This is a genomic window from Pseudomonas sp. 43NM1 (assembly GCF_002836905.1).
Classification (GTDB): domain Bacteria; phylum Pseudomonadota; class Gammaproteobacteria; order Pseudomonadales; family Pseudomonadaceae; genus Aquipseudomonas; species Aquipseudomonas prosekii.
This window is the reverse complement of sequence record NZ_MKGS01000209.1, coordinates 1-21,316: the sequence shown is the minus strand read 5'-3', so window position 1 is coordinate 21,316 and position 21,316 is coordinate 1. Positions and strand designations below refer to the sequence as shown.

Genomic DNA, 21,316 nt, shown 5'->3' with positions numbered 1-21,316 from the left:
CCCCTAAGTAACCCCCGGCAAGCCATGCATGGCCCGCCGCGTTTTTTTATGGAAGAGAAGTTTTTATGGAACAGAAAGTGAATTTCCGGATGATGTTTGCCGCGACGCTGGTCGCCGCTTCGGTGTTGCTTGCCGGTTGCGGAGATAAAAAGCCCGAAGCGACCGCCAGTGCCGAGCCTGGCCAAAGCGCTGCCGAGCAGCTGCAAATCGAAAAGTACAATCTGTACGTCGAAGTGGCCAACAGCCTGACCACGTCGTTCTCCGAAGCGCAGGAAAACTACCTGACCGGGCAAATGCCGCTGCTGGAAGGCAAGGAAGCGCCGACGTCGATGCGAATCGAGAACGACATCTGGGTTGATCGCTCGGCGAAAAACCTCGATACCGCGCTGGCCATCGACACCCCGATTGTGGAAATCGATGCGGCTGCCAAAGACTTCTCCGCTGCGCTGAAAACCTTGTCGCCGTTGAGCCATGAGCTGAACAACTACGCCGACTCCAACTGCTACCTGGCTGACAACGGCGACAAGGCGCGTGCGTTGAGCAAGGATTACCTGGCGGCGCTGACCGTGGTCGCGGAGAAGGAACAGGCGTTCTACAAAGGCTTGGGCGATCGTGATCAGGCACTGACCAAGGAAGCGTTCGAAAAAGCGCCGAAGGACAGCGCCGAGTACTACCGCGCCGGGATGATCTACTACGGCAAGGTCAACAGCTCCGATGCCAGCGAGTTGTTCGCCGCACCGAACGACGCCAAAGCTCTGGAGGCTTTCGAGAAGTCCCTGACGCAAGTGGCTGAAACCGCTGACGGCTGGAACAAGAAAATCACCGAGCAGTCGGCCAAGTCCGGCAAGAGCTGCAGCGGCGGCATGATGGAAATCAACGATTTCATCGGCCAGTCGCGTTCGCTGATCAAAGACGTCAAGGATGGCAAGTACAAGGGCGAAGAAACCCAGATGGCACGCATGACGCATTCGACTATTCGTGATGCGGCGATGCGCTACAACGGTAAGTATTCGAAAGTGATCGACCGGTTTAATTACCCGCTGTGCTGAGGGTTAAACCTTTAGTTACGAGGTGTCAGGGCTGACGCCTTCGCGGGCAAGCCTCGCTCCTACAGGGGTTATGCGTTATGCAATCCGCATGTCGCACGATCTCTGTAGGAGCGAGGCTTGCCCGCGAAGGGGCCATCAGAACCTACAAAAAAATCGCAGCCCCGCAGGACTGCGATTCTGGATCAAGCGATTTAGCTGTCGAGCTTGCGCGCCGCCTCGACGCCCGCAGCACTCAACTTGATCGGCAGGTTCAGCGAATGTTCGCCGGCCTCATTGCACGTGACATGGCCGTGGTGGATCAGCCCGCGATCCTGCAGGGCGGCGAGGGCGCTGGCCACGACTTTTTCCCCCCGGTAATTGTCCAGAACCTCCTTGCCCAAACCACTTGGGTGAGCGTGCAGCAGGCGGGTCAATACTTCTTTTTCCAGGTTTTTATCAACGTTCATGGATACCTCTTCATGGATGTGGATAGGGTGTGGCTATAAAACAGGGTGTGGATGTGAATCAGGTGTTGCGGCGCTCGCGTCGGCGAACTATTTGCCGGCACCTTCCGAGCCCGAACCACCGGTGGTGGTTTTCGAGCTGGTGCCGGTGCCGGCATTATCGGATGCACCGGTCTCCGGCATGCCTGCTCCGCCCTGGCGGCCAGTATCGTTGCCTTTCAGACGCGGGTCGGTGCCCGTGGCAGGTGGCATGCTGCTGTCAACGCCGGAGCCGTCAGTGTTCAAGCCTGGCGCAGTTTGCAGCGCAGGAGCCTTGGGTTTCTCGACCGGGTCGGTCGGGCCGGTGCCGGAAGTAGCGGTGGCGGCGAACGCGCCGGTGGACAGCAGAGCAGCGAGAGCGAGAGTAGTCAGCCTGGACATGATCATGGTGTCGTCTCCTAATTATTCGAGTCCTTACCTGATATTGGTCCGCCCCGGTTTTCGATTGGTGCCTGATGAGCGACGAACGGTAGGTTGGGCGCGCGCTGAAAATAGCCTCAGGCAACGCCGATTTCTTCCTTGAACAACTCCATGAAACCCTTGAGTCGCTGGTGCCGAAGCTGCGCCAGATGTTGCCCGGTGGGCGTCTGGAAACCGTCCGCCAGGTGCAGCAGTTTTGTCTGGAAATGATCGAGGCAAAAGCGCTTGTCGTCGTAGTCCCTTGCCTTGGCCTCGGGGTCGAAGGGGTCGTACAGCGCGCTGCCCATGCGCCCGGCGGTGTAGAACGTTCTGGCCACGCCGAGCATGCCGAGTGAGTCGAGGCGGTCGGCATCCTGGACGATTTTTGCTTCGAGGGTGGTCGGCGTGATGTTGGCGGAAAAGCTGTGCGCTTCGATAGCATGGTTGACCGCGCTGACCTCGGCGGCTGGCCAGTCCAGCGAGGTGAGCAGGGCGCTGGCTTTCTCCGCCGCCAGCCGGGAAGCCTGGGAGCGCAGCGGCGAATTCTTCTCGACCGCCACGCAGTCATGCAGCAACGTCGCGGCGAGCATCACCGGCAAATCGCCACCTTCCTGCGCCTGAATAAGGCGCACGTTGTGCCACACGCGCTGCAAGTGCGACAAGTCATACGCGCCGTCCTCGCCGGGTTCCAGCGCGTGGGGCAGCAGCGTGTCGGCAAGCGTTTGCAGTGGGGCGAAAGCGGTGTCAGTCATGAAATCCTTTCCGGAATTGAAAGCGCATTAACAGCGAGCGAGCTTGCTCGCGCTGAGTCGCACAAGGCGACCGGTTTTATGCAACGTGGTATTTCACTGGCCACGGCGTCGCCCATCATACGGCTGCTGCGCAACTGACGGCAGCCAGCTCCCTCGCCACAGCTGGATCGGCGACTTAATATGGCGTTTTCCTCTGCAAACAAGGCACGTCCATGACGATCGAAATCCGCCCGGCGACCCCCAGCGATGCACCGCAAATTCTCGGTTTCATCACTGAGCTGGCCGACTACGAACGTGCCCGCCACGAAGTCATTGCCAGCGTCGCCGACATCCAGCGCAGCCTGTTCAGCGAAGGCGCCACCGCCCACGGGCTGATCTGCTTGCGCGATGGCATGCCAATCGGCTTCGCGGTGTTTTTCTTCAGCTACTCGACCTGGCTCGGCAGCAATTGCCTGTACCTCGAAGACCTCTACATCACCCCTGAGCAACGTGGCGGCGGCGCCGGCAAGACCCTGCTGCGCCACCTCGCAAAAATCGCCTGCGCCAATGACTGCGGGCGCTTCGAGTGGAGCGTGCTGGACTGGAACAAACCGGCGATCGAGTTCTACAAATCCCTCGGTGCGCAACCCCAGGAAGAGTGGGTGCGGTATCGGATGGATGGCGCGGTGTTGCGTGAGTTTGCCGAGGGTTAATCTGCGCGAATCTACCCAAGGTTGGTGATGCACGGTTACCCAGTCGCAGCGTTCGGTCATTCCTGAGGATCTGCACATTCCTGAGGAGATACACCGCGCTGCGATTTTTTTGTCTGTATCCCACTATATGGGAGCGTTAATTACATATTGAGATTTTATCCGTAGAAGGTTTATAGTCCAGCGCACTCACTGCCAATAAACAGAACAGGTGAAGCGATGCTGGCGCAATTGATCGCGCTCGATTGGGGGACAACCTCATTACGTGCTTACAAACTCGGTGCGGGTGGCCAGGTGCTGGAACAGCGGTCGCTGTCGTCCGGGATCATGCAGTTGCCACGCACGCCGCGAATCATCAACGGTCGGCAATGCGCTGACGGTTTTGAACTGGCCTTCGACGAGGCTTGCGGTGATTGGCTCGACGCTCAAGCCGATTTGCCGGTGATTGCCTGTGGCATGGTCGGCAGCGCCCAGGGTTGGCGTGAAGCGGCCTACGGCGACACGCCGGCAAACGTCGCCAATCTCGGAAATTCCCTACAAACGGTTCGCAGTCTTCGCGGTGTCGATGTGCACATCGTGCCGGGCGTGATTCAGCGTTCGCGTCTGCCAAATGTGATGCGCGGCGAAGAAACCCAGGTCCTCGGTGTGTTGCAAAGCTTGCCGGGCGAGGCGGGCAACGACTTGTTGATCGGCCTGCCGGGCAGTCACTCGAAATGGGTGGAAGTCGCCGACGGCTGCATCGTGCATTTCGACACGTTCATGACCGGCGAAATCTTTGCCGTGCTCAGCGAACACAGCATTCTCGGGCGCACCCAGCAACAGGGCGCCTCGTTCGACGGCGTCGCGTTTGATCGCGGCGTGGAAGTGGCGTTGTCGGCGGACGGCGAGATCGGCCCGTTGTCGACCCTGTTCAGCGCGCGCAGCCTGGGCCTGACCGGTGAACTCAGTGCCACCGCGCAAGCGGATTACCTGTCCGGGCTGTTGATCGGCCATGAACTCTCGGCGCTGGCCAACGTGCAACGGCGCCGGCGCAACAGCGTGCATCTGCCGTCGATCATCCTGATTGGCAACTCCCAACTCTGTGCTCGCTACAGCCGTGCCCTCGATGCCTGCGGGTTCGCCCGCGTGACGCTCGCCGAACAAGCCACCGAACGGGGTTTGTGGCAGTTGGCGGTCGCGGCCGGACTGATCAAAAACACCCCATCGCGTTAAACCTGACTGGAGGTCTGAGATGCTCAAGCAAGCCCTGGCGCAAAACGGCCTGATCGCCATTTTGCGTGGTGTGCGCCCTGCGGAGGCGGCGGCTATCGGCGAGGTCCTGTATGCCGCCGGATTTCGCGTCATTGAAGTGCCGCTCAATTCCCCTGAGCCGTACGAAAGTATCCGCATCCTGCGCAGTACATTGCCCGCCGATTGCCTGATCGGCGCGGGCACGGTGCTGACGCCGGAGCAAGTCGAGCAAGTGAAAGCGGCGGGCGGTCAAGTGATCGTCATGCCGCACAGCGATCCCAAGGTGTTGCGCGCGGCGAAAGCTGCCGGGCTGTTCCTGTCGCCGGGTGTGGCGACGCCGACCGAAGCCTTCGCCGCGTTGGCCGAAGGCGCGGACGTGTTGAAGATGTTCCCCGCCGAACAAATGGGCCCGGCCGTTGTGAAAGCCTGGCTCGCGGTGCTGCCGGCCGGGACCATTCTGGCGCCGGTTGGCGGCATCACGCCGGACAACATGCAGGTGTTTATCGACGCCGGGGTCAAAGGCTTCGGCCTCGGATCAGGATTGTTCAAACCGGGCATGACCGCCGAGCAAGTGGCGGCCAATGCCAAGGCCTACGTTGCGGCATGGAAAGCCCTGAGCTGAGAAGTTTTGGCGCCGAGCGCGCTACCTCTAATAAAAGCTGCATTTACAAAAGAGAGCAGAGATGAAAATCACCAAACTCACGACCTTCATCGTCCCGCCGCGCTGGTGCTTCCTCAAGATCGAAACCGACGAAGGCGTGACCGGTTGGGGCGAGCCCGTGGTCGAAGGCCGCGCCCACACCGTCGCGGCTGCCGTCGAGGAATTGTCCGACTACCTGATCGGCAAAGACCCACGCAACATCGAAGACATCTGGACTGTGCTTTATCGCGGCGGTTTCTACCGTGGCGGCGCGATCCACATGAGTGCACTGGCCGGCATTGATCAGGCGTTGTGGGACATCAAGGGCAAGGCGTTGGGTGTGTCGGTCAGCGACCTGCTCGGTGGCCAGGTGCGCGACAAGATTCGCGTGTACTCGTGGATTGGCGGCGACCGCCCAGCCGACACTGCGCGCGCGGCCAAGGAAGCGGTCGAGCGTGGTTTCACTGCGGTGAAAATGAACGGCACCGAAGAGCTGCAATTCCTCGATTCCTTCGAGAAAGTCGACCTCGCACTGGCCAATGTGGCCGCCGTGCGTGACGCGGTCGGGCCGAACGTCGGCATCGGCGTCGACTTCCATGGCCGGGTGCACAAACCCATGGCCAAGGTGCTGATGAAGGAGCTAGACCCGTACAAACTGATGTTCATCGAAGAGCCGGTGCTCAGCGAAAACTACGAAGCGCTGAAAGAACTGGCGCCGCTGACCAGCACGCCGATTGCCTTGGGCGAGCGCTTGTTCTCGCGCTGGGATTTCAAGCGTGTGCTGAGCGAAGGTTACGTCGACATCATCCAGCCCGATGCGTCGCACGCTGGCGGCATCACCGAAACCCGCAAGATCGCCAACATGGCCGAAGCCTACGACGTGGCGCTGGCGCTGCACTGCCCGTTGGGCCCGATTGCGCTGGCGGCGTGCCTGCAACTGGACGCGGTTTGCTACAACGCGTTCATTCAGGAACAGAGCCTGGGCATTCACTACAACGAGAGCAATGACCTGCTCGATTACGTGAAAGATCCGCGGGTGTTCGACTACGACAAAGGCTTCGTGAAGATTCCCAACGGACCGGGGTTGGGCATCGAGATCAACGAGGAATACGTGATCGAACGTGCAGCCGTCGGCCACCGCTGGCGCAACCCGATCTGGCGCCATGCCGATGGCAGCTTTGCCGAATGGTGAGTTCTGTCTGACCCGACACCACCCCTGTAGGAGCGAGGCTTGCCCGCGAAGGTCACGCCTCGGTCTACCTGACTTTCCCAGGCGTTAGTGCTGACGCCTTCGCGGGCAAGCCTCGCTCCTACAGGAGGTATTGCGCCCCATTGACCTCAATAAACATAAGAAGAGGCATCCCTCATGCAACCGCAAACCCTCACCGGGCAGGCGTCGTTGGTGACGCCCAGCCGCAAGCGTTTTTTCATCATGGTGCTGCTGTTTATCACCGTGGTGATCAACTACCTCGACCGCAGCAACCTGTCGATTGCCGCCCCGGCGCTGACCAGCGAACTGGGGATCGACCTGATTCACGTTGGTCTGATCTTCTCCGCATTCGGCTGGACCTACGCCGCCATGCAAATCCCCGGCGGCTGGCTGGTGGATCGCGTGCCGCCACGGATTCTCTACAGCGTTGCCTTGCTGCTCTGGTCGATTGCCACGGTGATGCTCGGTTTTGCCGGCAGTTTCATCGCGCTGTTCGTGCTGCGCATGGCGGTCGGCGCGCTGGAAGCCCCGGCGTATCCGATCAACAGCCGCGTAGTCACCACCTGGTTTCCCGAGCGCGAGCGCGCCACGGCCATCGGTTTCTACACCTCCGGGCAGTTTGTCGGGCTGGCGTTCCTGACGCCGGTACTGGCTTGGTTACAGCATGAATTCGGCTGGCACATGGTGTTCGTCAGCACCGGCGTGGTCGGCATTATCTGGGCGGTGATCTGGTACGCGGTGTATCGCGAACCGCGGGATTTCAAAGGCGCCAACGACGCCGAAATCGACTTGATCCGCGAGGGCGGCGGCTTGGTCGACATCCAGGCTGACACCGCAAAAGCCAAGGCAAAATTCAGCTGGATCGACCTCGGCATCGTCCTCAGCAAACGCAAACTCTGGGGCATTTACCTCGGCCAGTTTTGCCTCAACTCGACGTTGTGGTTTTTCCTCACATGGTTCCCGACCTACCTGGTGAAATACCGCGGCATGGACTTCATCAAGTCCGGCCTGCTGGCCTCGTTGCCGTTTCTCGCGGCGTTTGTCGGTGTGCTGTGTTCCGGGTTCTTTTCCGACTTTTTGATTCGTCGCGGCTACAGCGTCGGGTTTGCGCGCAAGTTGCCGATCATTGGCGGGCTGCTGATTTCGACCTCGATCATCGGCGCCAACTTCGTCGAATCGACGCCGCTGGTGATTGCCTTCCTCGCGTTGGCGTTCTTCGGTAACGGCCTGGCTTCGATCACTTGGTCGCTGGTCTCGACATTGGCCCCGGCGCGCTTGCTCGGCTTGACCGGCGGGGTGTTCAACTTCATCGGCAACCTGTCGGCGATCACCACGCCGATTGTCATCGGGTTCCTTGCGACCGGGGACTCGTTTGCCCCGGCGATCACCTACATCGCGGTGCTCGCATTGATCGGTGCACTTTCCTACGTGCTGCTGGTGGGCAAGGTCGAGCGTATCGAGTTGTAGTCGCCGCCATCGGGCGACCATAATGCCGCCCGTTCCCTCGCTCAACGGTAAAGGCTGGATATGCAGGAAGACGCCCCAAAAATCGCCAAGGACGCCGCGCCGACCGGCACCCAGACTCTGCTTCGTGGTCTGGGTGTGGTCCAGGCCGTGGCCAGTGGCGCGCGCGATCTCAAGGAAATTGCCCGGCTGATCGGCACCACACGCAGCACCACGCATCGCCTCGCCAGTTGCCTGGTGGACGAACGCTACCTGCGGGTAGTGCCGCAAATCGGTTATCTGCTGGGGCCGAAGTTGATCGAACTGGGTTTCCAGGCGCGCGAGGAATTGCCGCTGGTGACGTTGGCCGGGCCGTATCTGGATGAGTTGTCGGCGTTGACTGGCGACACCGTGCACCTGGCGATTCGCGAGGGCGACGAGGTGCTGTACCTGCACAAGAATCCGGGGCGCAATGGCCCGGAAATGCGTTCGCGGGTTGGCCATCGCATGCCGTTGGCGCGGACCGGGATCGGCAAGGCGTTGATGCTCGATGATTCGCAGCAAGACTGGAAACGTCTGTACGAAGTGAGCCTGCCGGCGGGTGGGAAAAATCAGTTCTGGCCGCTGCACCCCGAGCAATCCTGGGAGCAGTTTCAGCAGCGCATGGTCGAGTATGTGGCGGGCGGTTACGCGTTCGACCTGGAGGACAACGAGCCGTCGATCCGCTGTGTCGCGGCGCCGATTCGTGATGCCAGCAAGCGCATTGTTGCCGGGATCAGCATCGCCAGCACTGTGCCGTACATGCCGCTGGAAAAAATGGCCGAGCTGATTCCCCTGATCAAAGGGGTCACAGCTCGGCTATCAGCGGAGCTTGGTTTGAAAGTCTGAGGCGCTAAAGTTTGATCAGACCTTGAGTGTCGCCATGTCGATCACGAAGCGGTACTTCACGTCACCGGCAATCATGCGGGTGAACGCTTCGTTGATCTGATGGATGTCGAGCATTTCGATGTCGCAAGTGATGCCGTGTTCGGCGCAGAAATCCAACACTTCCTGGGTTTCGGCGACGCCACCGATCAACGAACCGGCGAGGACGCGGCGGCTCATCACCAGCTTGCCGGCGTGTACCGGTGGATCAACCGGTTCGATCAAGCCAACCAGAATGTGCACACCGTCGAAACGCAGGGTATCGAGGTACGGATTGAGGTCGTGCTGCACCGGAATGGTGTCCAGCAGGAAGTCGAAATGTCCGGCAGCAGCCTTCATCTGTTCAGCATCGGTGGACACGATGACGTGGTCCGCGCCCTGGCGACGACCTTCCTCAGCCTTGCTCGCCGAACGGGTGAACAGGGTGACTTCGGCGCCCATCGCTTTGGCGAACTTGATGCCCATGTGGCCGAGGCCGCCCATGCCGAGGATCCCGACTTTGTCGCCAGCCTTGACGCCGTAGTGCTTGAGCGGCGAGTAGGTGGTGATGCCGGCGCAGAGGATCGGCGCGGCGCTGGCCAGGTCGAGTTTTTCCGGGATGCGCACCACGAAATGCTCGCTGACGACGATGCTGTCGGAGTAACCGCCCATGGTGTTGCTGCCATCGACGCGGTCCGGCGTGGCGTAAGTCATGGTCGGACCTTCGAGGCAGTATTGCTCGAGATCAGCCTGGCAGGCTTCGCAGCTGCGGCAGGAATCGACCATGCAACCGACGCCAACCAGATCGCCGATTTTGTGTTTGCTCACGTTCGCACCGACGGCGGTAACTTTGCCTACGATCTCGTGGCCGGGCATCAGCGGGTAAACGGCAATGCCCCACTCGTTGCGCGCCTGGTGAATGTCGGAGTGGCAGACGCCGCAGTACAGAATGTCGATGGCAACGTCGTCGGCCCGAGGGCTGCGGCGTTCGAATTTGACCGGGGCGAGGGGAGTGGTAGCCGACTGGGCGGCGTATCCGATAGCGGTGTACATGCAAAACCTCGCAAAAGCAGTGACAGTTGAGGCGTGCCATTTTGCGGGGCGAGGCGGTTATCAGCCATGACGATTCCTCCGGGTGTCATGCCTAATCCTCCGGCATGCGCCTTTGATTGGTCGCATAACGCGACAGACCTGCGATGATGCTTTCATCCCGAATTCTGCAACTTTTGTGTGAAGACTTGCCCATGCTGTTGACCCGCCATCTCGACGCCAACGCCACGTTGGTTTCACTGCTGCAGCCGCTGACCACTCGCGACGGCTTCGCGCCGACGTTATTGCCTGGCGTGCAGGTATTGCGCGCCAGTCGCGACGTCGCGCGTGGCCCGCAAATCTACGAGCCGAGCCTGGTGATCATCGTTCAGGGCAGCAAATTGGCCTATCTGGGCCCGCGCACGCTCGAATATGGCGCCGGGCATTACCTGATTCAGGCGTTGCCGGTGCCGTTCGAGTGCGAAACCTTTGCCGCCGCCGAAGGGCCGATGCTGGGCCTTTCAATCGCGATTGACCGCGTGCTGCTCGGCGAATTGGTGCTGGCGATGGGCTTGCTGCCGGGGCGCAATATTGCGGTGCAGACGCTGGAGTCGATGACCTCGGCGGTGCTCGATGATGAGATGCGCGGTTGCGCGGAGCGGTTGTTGCGCTGCCTGCACGATCCTCTGGAATCCCGGATCATGGGCCAGGCGCGGCTGCGTGAGTTGTTGTTCGTCGCGTTGCGCGGTCCGCAGGCCGATGTGTTGCGGGCGCTGGTGGAGCAGCAGGGTCAGTTCGCGCGGATCGCGGCGTCGCTCCACCATTTGCACGGGCATTTCACCGAGCCGTTGAATGTCGAGACGCTGGCCAGCTGCGCGAACATGAGTGCGTCGACGTTTCACGAGCATTTCAAGCGCAGCACGTTGTTGTCGCCGGTGCAGTATCTGAAGCGATTGCGCTTGCTGAAAGCGCAGCAGTTATTGCTGTCGGAGGGCTTGGGCGTGGCGCAGGTTGCGCATCGGGTCGGGTATCAGAGTACGTCGCAATTCAGTCGCGAATATAAGCGCTACTTCGAGCGCAGCCCCGGCGATGAGCGCGCTGCCTGATGGATCGTTAACCCTGTAGGAGTGAGCCTGCTCGCGATCGCGGTGGGTCAGCCTGCATTGATATTGAATGATGGATTGCTATCGCGAGCAGGCTCACTCCTACAGGGGGATTGCGGTGTGGAGTGAATCGCACACAACAAAAAGGCCCCCATTCCGGGAGCCTTGATGTTCAGGCGTCGCGCTTACATGTTCGGGTAAGTCGGGCCGCCGGAGCCTTCCGGTGCTACCCAAGTGATGTTCTGTGCAGGGTCCTTGATGTCGCAGGTCTTGCAGTGAACACAGTTCTGGGCGTTGATCTGGAAGCGCTTCTCGCCGTCTTCCTTGGTCACCACTTCGTACACGCCGGCCGGGCAGTAACGCTGGGCGGGCTCATCGTACAGCGGCAGGTTCTTGCTGATCGGGATGCTCGGGTCGGTCAGCTTCAAGTGGCAAGGTTGTTCTTCTTCATGGTTGGTACCGGAGATGAACACCGAGCTGAGTTTGTCGAAGCTGAGTTTGCCGTCCGGTTTCGGGTAGTCGATCTTCTTGCAGTCGGCGGCAAGCTTGAGGCACGCGTAATCCGGCTTGTTGTCGTGCAAGGTGAACGGCAGTTTGCCGCCGAAGATGTTCTGGTCGAGCCAGTTGAAACCACCGCCGACAATCGCGCCGAACTTGTGGATCGCCGGGCCGAAGTTGCGGCTGGCGAACAGTTCGTCGTAGAGCCAGCTCTTCTTGAACGCGTCGACGTAAGCGGTCAGCTCTTCGGTGCCATCCTTCTCGGCGAACAGCGCTTCGGCGACCGATTCAGCGGCGAGCATGCCGGACTTCATCGCGGTGTGGCTGCCCTTGATCTTGGCAAAGTTCAGCGTGCCCAGATCGCAACCGATCAGCGCGCCGCCCTTGAAGACCATTTTCGGCAGCGAATTCAGGCCGCCTTTGCAGATTGCGCGAGCGCCGTAGCTGATGCGCTTGCCACCTTCCAGATATTGCTTGAGCACCGGGTGATGCTTGAGGCGCTGGAATTCGTCGAACGGCGACAGGTAAGTGTTGCTGTAGGAAAGATCGACGATCAGGCCGACGACCACCTGATTGTTTTCCAGGTGATAAAGGAAGGAGCCACCGGTGTTCTCGGAACCCATGATGTCCAGCGGCCAGCCGGCGGTGTGCACCACCAGGCCTGGCTGATGCTTGGCCGGATCGATTTCCCAGATTTCTTTCAGGCCGATGCCGTAGTGCTGGGCGTCGGCGTCGCTGTCGAGGTTGAAGCGCTTGATCAGCTGCTTGCCGATGTGGCCACGGCAACCCTCGGCGAACAACGTGTACTTGCCACGCAGTTCCATGCCCGGGGTGTACAGGCCTTCTTTCGGATGCCCCTCGCGGTCAACGCCGAGGTCGCCAGTGATGATCCCGCGAACCACGCCGTTCTCGTCGAACAGGGCTTCCTGGGCAGCGAAGCCTGGGTAGATTTCCACGCCGAGGTTCTCGGCCTGCTGAGCGAGCCAGCGGCACAGGTTGCCCAGGGAGATGATGTAGTTGCCTTCGTTGTGCATGGTCTTGGGCACAAAGAGGTCGGGGATTTTCTGCGCGCTATCGGCGTTCTTGAGAACGAAGATGTCGTCGCGGGTGACTGGCGTGTTCAGCGGTGCGCCGAGTTCTTTCCAGTCCGGGAACAATTCGTTCAGGGCGCGCGGTTCGAACACCGCACCAGACAGGATGTGAGCACCGACCTCGGAGCCTTTTTCGACCACGCAGACGCTGATTTCCTTACCGGCTTCGGCGGCCTTCTGCTTCAAGCGGCAGGCGGCGGAAAGACCAGCGGGGCCGGCACCGACGATGACCACGTCGAATTCCATGTATTCGCGTTCCACAGGCTATCTCCTACTCAAGGCTCAACAGTTTTTTTTCTAATTGGAGGTTTGGCGTCGTATCCAGGAACTCCGGCGCAAGGCTGGAAAAGGACAATCGATGAACCACCTTTCTCTCTAGGTGGCGCATTATATCTACACCACTCCTAGCGTCCAATACAAACGTTTGTTTGAATCGGCTCGAAGCCAGAGAAATCAAAGTCACGCGGCTTATGACTGGCCATTTTGCCGTATTGACCGGAATAGGCGTTCCGGTCAAGATACGGGCGGTTTTGCGCTCGCCGTAGGCTGACTGTTGGCTTCAAGAGCACCTCTAAAGACAGGGCGATGGCAGTACAAGGTGATGCGCAACGATGATTTGGCGCGCAGTTTACACGCCGCGAGATTGAATGACTCGTCAGTCACCACTGACGAACGGTCATTAACAACGCGAGCCGTGTCACCCCGTTCGGATGCCAGCGTTTTTAGAGGTGCCCTTGCGCCCACGAGCATCAACCGCCAGGTTCGCCTAGGCGACTTTCTTTTCACCGGAGAGTAACGAGGAATCCATGAAGGTTCTTGTAGCTGTCAAACGCGTTGTTGATTACAACGTCAAGGTTCGCGTCAAGGCGGACAATTCCGGCGTCGACCTCGCCAACGTGAAGATGTCGATGAACCCGTTCTGCGAAATCGCAGTGGAAGAAGCCGTACGCCTGAAAGAGAAAGGTGTTGCGACTGAAATCGTCGTCGTCTCCATCGGCCCGTCCACCGCTCAAGAGCAACTGCGCACCGCGCTGGCTCTGGGTGCCGACCGCGCCATCCTCGTCGAATCCGCTGAAGATCTGACTTCCCTGGCCGTTGCCAAACTGTTGAAAGCCGTTGTCGACAAGGAACAGCCACAGCTGGTGATCCTTGGCAAACAAGCGATCGACAGCGACAACAACCAGACTGGCCAGATGCTCGCTGCATTGAGCGGCTACGGCCAAGGCACCTTCGCTTCGAAAGTCGAAGTGTCGGGCGACAGCGTTGCCGTAACTCGCGAAATCGACGGCGGCGCGCAGACAGTTTCCCTGAAGCTGCCGGCCATCGTCACCACCGACCTGCGTTTGAACGAGCCGCGTTATGCGTCCCTGCCAAACATCATGAAAGCCAAGAAGAAGCCTCTCGAAGTGCTGACTCCGGACGCTTTGGGCGTTTCCACCGCCTCCACCAACAAGACCGTGAAAGTCGAAGCGCCTGCTGCACGCAGCGCGGGTATCAAGGTCAAGTCGGTGGCTGAACTGGTTGAAAAACTCAAGAACGAAGCGAAGGTAATCTAAATGACTATCTTGGTTATTGCTGAACACGACAACAAAGTGCTGGCTCCGGCCACGCTGAACACCGTGGCTGCTGCTGCCAAAATCGGCGGCGACATCCACGTGCTGGTAGCCGGTCAGGGCGCTGGCGCCGTGGCTGAAGCCGCTGCGAAAATCGCTGGCGTGAGCAAAGTCCTGAACGCTGACAATGCCGCTTACGCGCATCAGCTGCCGGAAAACGTTGCTCCACTGGTAGCTGAGCTGGCTTCGGCCTACAGCCACATTTTGGCTGCCGCGACTTCCAACGGCAAAAACATCCTGCCGCGCGTTGCCGCTCAGCTGGATGTTGACCAGATCTCCGAGATCATCTCGGTCGAAAGCGCTGACACCTTCAAGCGCCCGATCTACGCCGGTAACGCCATCGCTACCGTGCAATCGAGCGCTGCGATCAAAGTGATCACCGTGCGCGCCACCGGTTTCGACCCGGTTGCCGCTGAAGGTGGTTCGGCGGCTGTTGAAGCCGTGGGCGCTGCTCACGATGCTGCGATCTCGAGCTTCGTTGGCGAAGAACTGGCCAAGTCCGATCGTCCGGAACTGACCGCTGCCAAAATCGTCGTTTCCGGCGGTCGCGGCATGCAGAACGGCGACAACTTCAAACACCTGTACGCTCTGGCCGACAAGCTGGGCGCTGCTGTTGGCGCTTCCCGCGCGGCAGTCGACGCAGGTTTTGTACCCAACGATATGCAGGTCGGCCAGACCGGCAAAATCGTTGCGCCACAGCTGTACATCGCGGTCGGTATCTCCGGCGCGATCCAGCACCTGGCCGGCATGAAAGACTCCAAAGTGATCGTTGCGATCAACAAGGACGAAGAAGCGCCGATCTTCCAGGTGGCCGATTACGGCCTGGTCGCTGACCTGTTCGAAGCAATCCCCGAGCTGGAGAAGCTGGTCTAATCCAGCGGCTTCACTTATAAAGAGCCCGACCTTATGGTCGGGCTTTTTTTTTGATTCGGATTTGAGTGGGAGAGCTTCGCCATGGATCTGCGCCGCCTGTATGGCTGGTCTTTATTGCTGGGCCTGACGCTGGCGCCAGCGTTCGCGAGCGCGGCCGGCAAGTGCGAGCGCCTCGTCGTCACCGGCAGCCCGGACGCACCGCCGTACCTGTGGCAAGACCCGCAGAATCCGAAAAAACTGATCGGCGCCAATGCCGATTTGCTGCAGCAAGTGGCGGCGGAGCTGGGCATCAAGGTTGACCTGCTCTACGCCGGCAAACGCTCGCAGGCGTTGGACGAGGTGCGCAGTGGGCGCATGGACATGCTCATCGACGCACCGCTGACCCTCAGCGAACTGGAAAGCCTGGACTACATCCATCCGCCGCTGTTGGAAAACGACTACCTGGTGTGGACGCGCAAAGGCTCGACGCTGGTCTACAGCGAAGCCAAAGACTTGCAGGGACACCCCGGCGCGATGTCGGAAAAGTCTCGAATGACCGGCGGATTCGGCACTTTCGCCGAGCAGCAATTGACCCTCACTCGTACTCCAAACCTTACCCAGGCCTTTCAGAAATTGCTCCTTGGCGAGGTGGAATTTGTCCTCGCCGGGCGCTACTCGGGGATGGCGGCCGCGCAGGCATTGGGCATGGGCAACGACTTGCTGGCGTTTGAGCAGCCCGTCGATCGCCCGGGCCTGTACCTCGCGGTTTCGCATAACTCGGCTTGCAACGATCCGTGGTTGCGCGGACAGCTGGCGAAAAAGATGACAGAATTGCCCGCGTCCGGTCTGGCGGAGACCGCGCTGCAACGCAATATCGAGCGTTGGAAAGCGCAGCAACAGCAGCAACCCCCGAGCACCCCGCCAGTACCCCAAAAAAAGTAGGGATTTTTAGTGAGTATTCGACCTCTTTTCGCTGCCCTGGCCGTTCTGGCTCTGGCGGGTTGTGCAGCCGATCCGGCGCCGAATGAACAGATTCGCCTGACCGAGCAGGCACTGGTACAAGCCAAGGCCGTTGGCGCCACCGCCGAAGACGTGCCGGAGATGAAACTGGCCGAAGACAAATTTGCCCGCGCTCAAGGTGACATGACCGACCAGTCCTACAAGCACGCCCGCATGCGCGCCGAACAGGCCGAACTGGATGCGCGCCTCGCCGAAGCCCGGGTCCTGACCCTCAAGAGCCAGGAGCAGTTGAACGTCCTCAATACCCGCATCACTCGCCTGCGCAAGCAACTGGGAGATGCCAAATGAGCCTCGTCATCGGAAAAACCGCCATCGGCGGCCTGATCATCGTCGGTTGCGTCAGCCTGTACGGCTGCGCCGGGCAACACAGCGAGTCGGCCATTCAAGAGGCGAGCGTCGATTTCCAGAAGGTCAAGGAAGACTCGAACGTGCTGCGCATCGCGCCGAAAGACGTGATCCGCGCCGGCGAATCCCTGGCCCGCGCCGATCGTCTGTCCAGCTATTGGGGCAGCGGTTCGGATGTGGTGCATTACGCCTACCTGAGTCGGCGCTACAGCGAAATCGCCCGCGAGCACACCAATCAGGTGCTCAACGAAGAACAAGCCGCCAAGCTCGAACTGGAGCGCCAACGCCTGCAACTGGCGTTGCGCGAGTCCAAACTGCTCAGCGTGCAGCAACAGGGCAAATGGCTCGAAGAACAGATCGTCGCGCTGGCGACTACCCAGACCGAACGCGGTCTGGTGATGACGCTGGGCGACGTGCTGTTCGATACCGGCGAAGCGGAGTTGAAGAGTTCGGCCAACCGCGTGATGTTGAAGATTGTGCAGTTCCTGCAGCTCAACCCGAAACGCGTGGTGCGCATCGAGGGCTACACCGACAGCACCGGCGGCAAGCAGGAAAACCTCAAACTGTCGCGCGACCGTGCGCAGTCGGTGGCTGATGTGTTGATGGACCTGGGCATCGACGACAAACGCATTCAGGTCGAAGGTTATGGCGATGAATACCCGGTAGACGCGAACGCCTCCGAACGGGGTCGTGCGCAGAATCGTCGAGTGGAAATTGTCTTCTCCGACGAAAAAGGCCAGCTCGGCGCTGCCCGCTGAGGCAATATCCAATGAAACCCGGCACCACGCCGGGTTTTTTTATGCCTGTGAATCGCTTCGCAAAGCAGTACAGATTTTGCTGACACTGCACTGTACCGTCGTCTATTGTGGCAACTGTCCCCGTACACTTCTAAACTGTTCCGGTATTGTTTCGCACAAGAATAAAATGCCCGTGAAATCGAGTGCTGCGTCATGACCAATCTCCTGCTCTACCAACGTATTGCTCAGCAACTGGCCGAGGACATCCGCCGTGGTGTCTATCAACCGGGGGAGCGCGTGCCTTCGGTGCGCAAGATGAGTTCGCAGCTCAACGTCAGCCACGCGACGGTGTTGCAGGCGTACGCCAACCTCGAAGATCAGGGCCTGATCCGCGCCCGGCCGCAATCCGGTTACTACGTTCACCAGACGCCGGCCCTGACCGCGCCGACCCCGGACATCGCGCGGGTCGAACGTCCTGGGCTGGTCACGCGCAGCAGCATCATTCAACAAGTGCTGGTCGAATCGCGCCGCGAAGGCGTGTTTCCGCTGGGCGCGGCGGTGCCGAGTGTCGATTACCTGCCGGTCCGCGCGCTGCATCAGCAGTTGGCCAAAGTCACTCGATTCCATAGCCCGCGCGCCTTCAGTTACATGTTCAGCCCCGGTTTTGAGCCGCTGCGTCGGCAAGTGGCGATTCGCATGCGCGACGCTGGCGTGGTGGTCGATCCGTCGGAAGTGGTGATCACCCACGGCTGCGTCGATGCCTTGCAGATGTCATTGCGCGTGCTGACCCGGCCTGGCGATTTGATCGCTGCCGAGTCGCCGACTTATTACGGTTTGCTGCAACTGGCCGACCTGCTCGGCCTCAAAGTCATCGAAATCCCCAGCGATCCCGCCACCGGCATGAGCCTGGAAGCCTTGCAACTGGCGGCCAATCAATGGTCGATCAAAGCGCTGGTGCTGACCACGCGCCTGAGCAATCCACTGGGCGGAACCATGCCCGAGGAACGCCAGAAACAATTGCTGCGGCTGGCGTCGGACTTCGATATCCAGATCGTTGAAGACGATATCTACGGCGAACTGATGTTCGAGCAGGGCCGCACCAAAGCGCTCAAGGCTTACGACCGGCTGGATCGGGTGATCTATTGCTCAAGCTTCTCGAAAACCCTGTCGCCGGGCGTGCGCATCGGCTGGATGATTGCCGGCAAGTACCAGCAAGAGATCCAGCGTTTGCAGACCTTCAGCACCCATTCGGCGTGCAGCGTCACGCAAATGGGCATCGCCGCGTACCTGGAGAACGGTGGATACGACCGGCATTTGCGCTACATCCGCCAGGAATACCGGAAAAACCTCAGCGCGTTCCAATTGGCGGTGCAGCAATACTTCCCTGAAGGCACGCAAATGAGCCGACCTACCGGTGGCTTTATTTTGTGGGTGAGCCTGCCGGGGCGGGTCAATACTCAGGAACTGCACGTGCGTGCCTTGCAACAAGGCATCAGCATTGCACCGGGGCTGATCTTCAGTAACACCGAGCAATTCAATCACTGCATCCGCCTCAATTGCGGCACCGCGTGGAACCGCGAGGCCGAGCGTGCATTGATGACTTTGGGCCTGCTCGCAACGCAACTGTGTCAGGAAACGGCCAGCGGTTTTTGATCAAACGGACAGCTCAATAGCTGTCCGCGCTTGTCATGTGGCGCTCAACGAGCGAGCATATGGCCCTCTGCCGTTAGTGCCGTTGGGTCCATGAAAACGATTTTTTCTGTTGCCTGGCTGTCGATTTTCCTCGTGACGACTGCGGTTCCGCTGGCTGCGACGGCGGCTGCCGTGCAGGATAAGCCCGCCGCCAGCAGCACGCAGGAAGCGCCAAAGAAACCTGTCGTGGCGAAAAAAGCCGCCCCAGCCAAGAAGAAAGCCGCGCCGGTGAAAAAGCGTGCGCCGATTGCTTCCAAGTCCAAATCTGCGCGTGAAGTGGTCAAGACCACCAAGTTGCCGCCCGCCGATCTCGACCTGAGCCTGCCGCAACACTTGGTCGAAGACCTCAAGCCCGCCGGCACTGTGCCGTTGCCGAAACATGACGGTGTGCTGCCGCAAATGTTTGGCGACAAGTCCAGTGACTTCCAGCTCAATGGCCGTTTGATCAGCAATGAAATGCAGCTGCAATTGCGCAACGAAGAGCGCCGGGACGTGGATGGCGCGGCACTCGAATTCGAGTTCAAGCGTTAATCATCGCCACCGCCAAGCCGCAGACCAGACACTTCGTCGGAGACTGCTCGGTCACATTCGCTTGGGTGCACAAACGGTGCGTGTAGCAATTTGAAACAGTCGTTTTAGCGGTTACTCTGTGTCCCGTCCCTTTTACACATCACCCGTTGCGAGGTTGTTGTCGTCATGAAATGCCGCGAAGGCTGTGGCGCCTGTTGCATTGCCCCTTCCATCAGTTCACCGATTCCCGGAATGCCGCAAGGCAAACCTGCGGGAGAACGTTGCGTGCAACTGTCTGTCGAAAACCTGTGCAACATTTTCGGCCAGGCTGAACGCCCGGCGGTGTGCTCGGCTTTCTCGGCCGACGCTGAGGTTTGCGGCAGCAGCAGCGAAGAAGCGATCCGCCTGCTCGGCTGGTGGGAGCAAATGACCGCCGCGTGATGTGTTCAAGAATGGAACTTCAACAATAAGGAATAACACTATGGGTTCGCTGCATCGTATAGCTGTGCTGTGTGGTTTGACGGTAGCGCTGGCCACTTCGGCTGCGCAGGCTGAAGACTGGAAAGTCGCGAAAGACCAGGACGGCATCAAGGTTTCCCTGAGTGAGGTGGCGGGTTCCGATTTCAAGGCCTATCAGGGCGTGACTTTGATGAAGACCACCATCGCCAAGTTGCGCGCGTTGCAGGAAGACGTAGCGGGCGCCTGTTCGTGGATTCACGAATGCAAGGCGCAGAAGTTGCTCAAGCACGAAGGCGATCAGAGCTGGACCTACACCCAATTCAATACGCCGTGGCCGGTCACCCCGCGTGATTCGGTATTGCACGTCACCACCGTTGAAGGCGCTGACGGCAGCCTGACCCGCAAACTTGAAGGCGCGCCGAAGTACATTCCTGACGAAAAAGGTTTCGTCCGCGTCCAGGAAGTCGACGGCTTCTGGAAGTTCGTGCCAAAAGGCGATCAAGTCGAAGTGACGTATCAGGTGCACACCAATCCGGGCGGCAGCGTGCCGTCGATGGTCGCCAACAAGTTCGTGGTCGATGCCCCGTTCAATACCCTGAAAGCCCTGAAAGAACGCGCCGAGAAATAACCGCGCCGTTCTTCAAAAAACGCCCCGACACAATCGGGGCGTTTTTATTCCGACTGAACAAACCAAAACCCTGCAGGAGCGAGCTTGCTCGCGATCACGGTGTATTACTCGATAAAGATCTCGGCTAATACACCGCTATCGCGAGCAAGCCCAACCCCAACCCCACAGACGTTGCCCATCAACAGACACCGCGCAGCCCATTCTTTATTGTGTTTCCAGATATGCGTTGTACGAAATTTTCACAATGCCTCCAAGACAATTCGCCCGCGTCAATTTGCCGAACAGTAATCAATGGCAATGGCGTCAGTGATCGTGCAACATTTGCGCACCGCGCGAGCCCCGGGGCCAGGTAGTGGCCAACAGAGGGCAGGGCGCAGCTGTATTTTTTGCAACTTAAACTTCCAATGGGTCCTAAAACGACATGGCAAACCCGGACGCCCTGAATCAGCAGCGAGCTTCTAGTCGCCTGCTGCAACCGACCGTCAAATCGCATCTGGCCTACACGCTCCTGTGTGCCCTGGTCATGATGGTCATGTTCAGCCTGCTGCGCCTCGCGCTGCTGGTTTACAACCGCGCGATGATCCTCGATACACCCGCTTCGACCTTCGTCGAAGCCTTCGCCAACGGCCTGCGTTTCGACCTGCGCCTGGTGGTCTACCTGAGCATTCCGCTGCTGCTGGCCTTGTTCAGCGTCCGCGCAATGGCGGCTCGCGGGTTCTTCCGTTTCTGGCTGACCCTGGCGTCGAGCATCGCGTTGTTCCTCGGCCTGATGGAAATGGACTTCTACCGCGAGTTCCACCAGCGCCTCAACGGCCTGGTCTTCCAATACGTACGCGAAGACCCGAAAACCGTGGCGAGCATGCTCTGGTACGGTTTCCCGGTCGTGCGCTACTTGCTGGCGTGGGCCTTCGGCACGTTGCTGCTGACCCTCGCGTTCAAGGG

General features: G+C 59.7%; 22 protein-coding genes and 1 pseudogene. 18 read left to right on the top strand and 5 right to left on the bottom strand.

Features of this window, described 5'->3' with window-relative positions; all coding sequences use genetic code 11:
• Positions 1–65 precede the first annotated feature (65 nt).
• On the top strand, positions 66–1,049 hold the full coding sequence (locus tag BI292_RS28105) for a DUF3829 domain-containing protein (protein ID WP_256592749.1): 984 nt from the start codon (positions 66–68) through the stop codon (positions 1,047–1,049).
• 191 nt (positions 1,050–1,240) lie between these two features.
• Here the strand turns inward: BI292_RS28105 and BI292_RS28100 are convergent, their stop codons facing one another.
• From BI292_RS28100 to BI292_RS28090, 3 genes are all read right to left on the bottom strand, one after another.
• On the bottom strand, positions 1,241–1,495 hold the full coding sequence (locus tag BI292_RS28100) for a hypothetical protein (RefSeq protein ID WP_092279308.1): 255 nt from the start codon (positions 1,493–1,495) through the stop codon (positions 1,241–1,243).
• An 87-nt stretch (positions 1,496–1,582) separates the two neighbouring features.
• Positions 1,583–1,918 (bottom strand): hypothetical protein, encoded by a 336-nt coding sequence (locus BI292_RS28095; protein WP_092279310.1) that lies wholly within the window; start codon positions 1,916–1,918, stop codon positions 1,583–1,585.
• Positions 1,919–2,028: 110 nt separating this feature from the next.
• The gene (locus BI292_RS28090) at positions 2,029–2,682 is read right to left on the bottom strand and encodes an HD domain-containing protein (protein ID WP_101209953.1); all 654 of its coding nucleotides are present in this window, start codon (positions 2,680–2,682) and stop codon (positions 2,029–2,031) included.
• A 212-nt stretch (positions 2,683–2,894) separates the two neighbouring features.
• Between BI292_RS28090 and BI292_RS28085 the strand changes: the two genes are divergently transcribed.
• The 6 genes from BI292_RS28085 (at position 2,895) to BI292_RS28060 (ending at position 8,782) form a co-directional block, all read left to right on the top strand.
• Complete coding sequence (locus BI292_RS28085) at positions 2,895–3,374, top strand: GNAT family N-acetyltransferase (protein ID WP_092279314.1); 480 nt, start codon at positions 2,895–2,897, stop codon at positions 3,372–3,374.
• 216 nt (positions 3,375–3,590) lie between these two features.
• On the top strand, positions 3,591–4,583 hold the full coding sequence (locus BI292_RS28080; protein WP_101209952.1) for a 2-dehydro-3-deoxygalactonokinase: 993 nt from the start codon (positions 3,591–3,593) through the stop codon (positions 4,581–4,583).
• A 19-nt stretch (positions 4,584–4,602) separates the two neighbouring features.
• A complete protein-coding gene (locus tag BI292_RS28075; protein ID WP_101209951.1) occupies positions 4,603–5,223 on the top strand; it encodes a 2-dehydro-3-deoxy-6-phosphogalactonate aldolase in 621 nt (206 codons plus the stop codon).
• Positions 5,224–5,284: 61 nt separating this feature from the next.
• Positions 5,285–6,433, top strand: a complete 1,149-nt coding sequence (gene dgoD / locus BI292_RS28070; RefSeq protein ID WP_090186690.1) for a galactonate dehydratase — start codon at positions 5,285–5,287, stop codon at positions 6,431–6,433.
• 174 nt (positions 6,434–6,607) lie between these two features.
• Positions 6,608–7,918 (top strand): MFS transporter, encoded by a 1,311-nt coding sequence (locus BI292_RS28065; RefSeq protein WP_101209950.1) that lies wholly within the window; start codon positions 6,608–6,610, stop codon positions 7,916–7,918.
• A 60-nt stretch (positions 7,919–7,978) separates the two neighbouring features.
• Positions 7,979–8,782 (top strand): IclR family transcriptional regulator, encoded by an 804-nt coding sequence (locus BI292_RS28060; protein ID WP_101209949.1) that lies wholly within the window; start codon positions 7,979–7,981, stop codon positions 8,780–8,782.
• A 15-nt stretch (positions 8,783–8,797) separates the two neighbouring features.
• Here BI292_RS28060 and BI292_RS28055 read toward each other — a convergent pair whose 3' ends face one another.
• Positions 8,798–9,850, bottom strand: coding sequence for an NAD(P)-dependent alcohol dehydrogenase (locus BI292_RS28055; protein WP_101209948.1), 1,053 nt, complete (start codon positions 9,848–9,850; stop codon positions 8,798–8,800).
• 191 nt (positions 9,851–10,041) lie between these two features.
• Between BI292_RS28055 and BI292_RS28050 the strand changes: the two genes are divergently transcribed.
• Entirely contained in the window at positions 10,042–10,932 is an 891-nt protein-coding gene (locus BI292_RS28050) for an AraC family transcriptional regulator (RefSeq protein WP_101209947.1), read from the top strand.
• Positions 10,933–11,114: 182 nt separating this feature from the next.
• Here the strand turns inward: BI292_RS28050 and BI292_RS28045 are convergent, their stop codons facing one another.
• Positions 11,115–12,779, bottom strand: coding sequence for an electron transfer flavoprotein-ubiquinone oxidoreductase (locus BI292_RS28045; RefSeq protein WP_101209946.1), 1,665 nt, complete (start codon positions 12,777–12,779; stop codon positions 11,115–11,117).
• A 545-nt stretch (positions 12,780–13,324) separates the two neighbouring features.
• Here BI292_RS28045 and BI292_RS28040 point away from each other — a divergent pair.
• The 10 genes and pseudogenes from BI292_RS28040 to BI292_RS27995 all read left to right on the top strand — a co-directional run.
• Positions 13,325–14,074 (top strand): electron transfer flavoprotein subunit beta/FixA family protein, encoded by a 750-nt coding sequence (locus BI292_RS28040; RefSeq protein WP_007942046.1) that lies wholly within the window; start codon positions 13,325–13,327, stop codon positions 14,072–14,074.
• The gene (locus BI292_RS28035) at positions 14,075–15,004 is read left to right on the top strand and encodes an electron transfer flavoprotein subunit alpha/FixB family protein (RefSeq protein ID WP_101209945.1); all 930 of its coding nucleotides are present in this window, start codon (positions 14,075–14,077) and stop codon (positions 15,002–15,004) included. It begins immediately after the preceding gene.
• 81 nt (positions 15,005–15,085) lie between these two features.
• The gene (locus BI292_RS28030; protein ID WP_101209944.1) at positions 15,086–15,925 is read left to right on the top strand and encodes an ABC transporter substrate-binding protein; all 840 of its coding nucleotides are present in this window, start codon (positions 15,086–15,088) and stop codon (positions 15,923–15,925) included.
• A 9-nt stretch (positions 15,926–15,934) separates the two neighbouring features.
• Positions 15,935–16,291, top strand: a complete 357-nt coding sequence (locus tag BI292_RS28025) for a DUF4398 domain-containing protein (protein WP_092279336.1) — start codon at positions 15,935–15,937, stop codon at positions 16,289–16,291.
• On the top strand, positions 16,288–17,106 hold the full coding sequence (locus tag BI292_RS28020; protein ID WP_101209943.1) for an OmpA family protein: 819 nt from the start codon (positions 16,288–16,290) through the stop codon (positions 17,104–17,106). The genes BI292_RS28025 and BI292_RS28020 overlap by 4 nt, the downstream gene beginning before the upstream one ends.
• A 192-nt stretch (positions 17,107–17,298) precedes the next feature.
• Complete coding sequence (locus tag BI292_RS28015; protein WP_092279340.1) at positions 17,299–18,738, top strand: PLP-dependent aminotransferase family protein; 1,440 nt, start codon at positions 17,299–17,301, stop codon at positions 18,736–18,738.
• A 90-nt stretch (positions 18,739–18,828) separates the two neighbouring features.
• A complete protein-coding gene (locus tag BI292_RS28010; RefSeq protein WP_101209942.1) occupies positions 18,829–19,308 on the top strand; it encodes a translation initiation factor 2 in 480 nt (159 codons plus the stop codon).
• Between the two features lie 165 nt (positions 19,309–19,473).
• The gene (locus BI292_RS28005) at positions 19,474–19,728 is read left to right on the top strand and encodes a YkgJ family cysteine cluster protein (protein WP_092279344.1); all 255 of its coding nucleotides are present in this window, start codon (positions 19,474–19,476) and stop codon (positions 19,726–19,728) included.
• A 40-nt stretch (positions 19,729–19,768) separates the two neighbouring features.
• Positions 19,769–20,374 carry an START domain-containing protein gene (locus BI292_RS28000; RefSeq protein ID WP_092279346.1) on the top strand — a complete coding sequence of 202 codons (606 nt, stop codon included), beginning with the start codon at positions 19,769–19,771 and terminating at the stop codon, positions 20,372–20,374.
• Between the two features lie 421 nt (positions 20,375–20,795).
• Positions 20,796–21,316, top strand: a pseudogene (locus BI292_RS27995) (LTA synthase family protein); the annotation flags it as partial.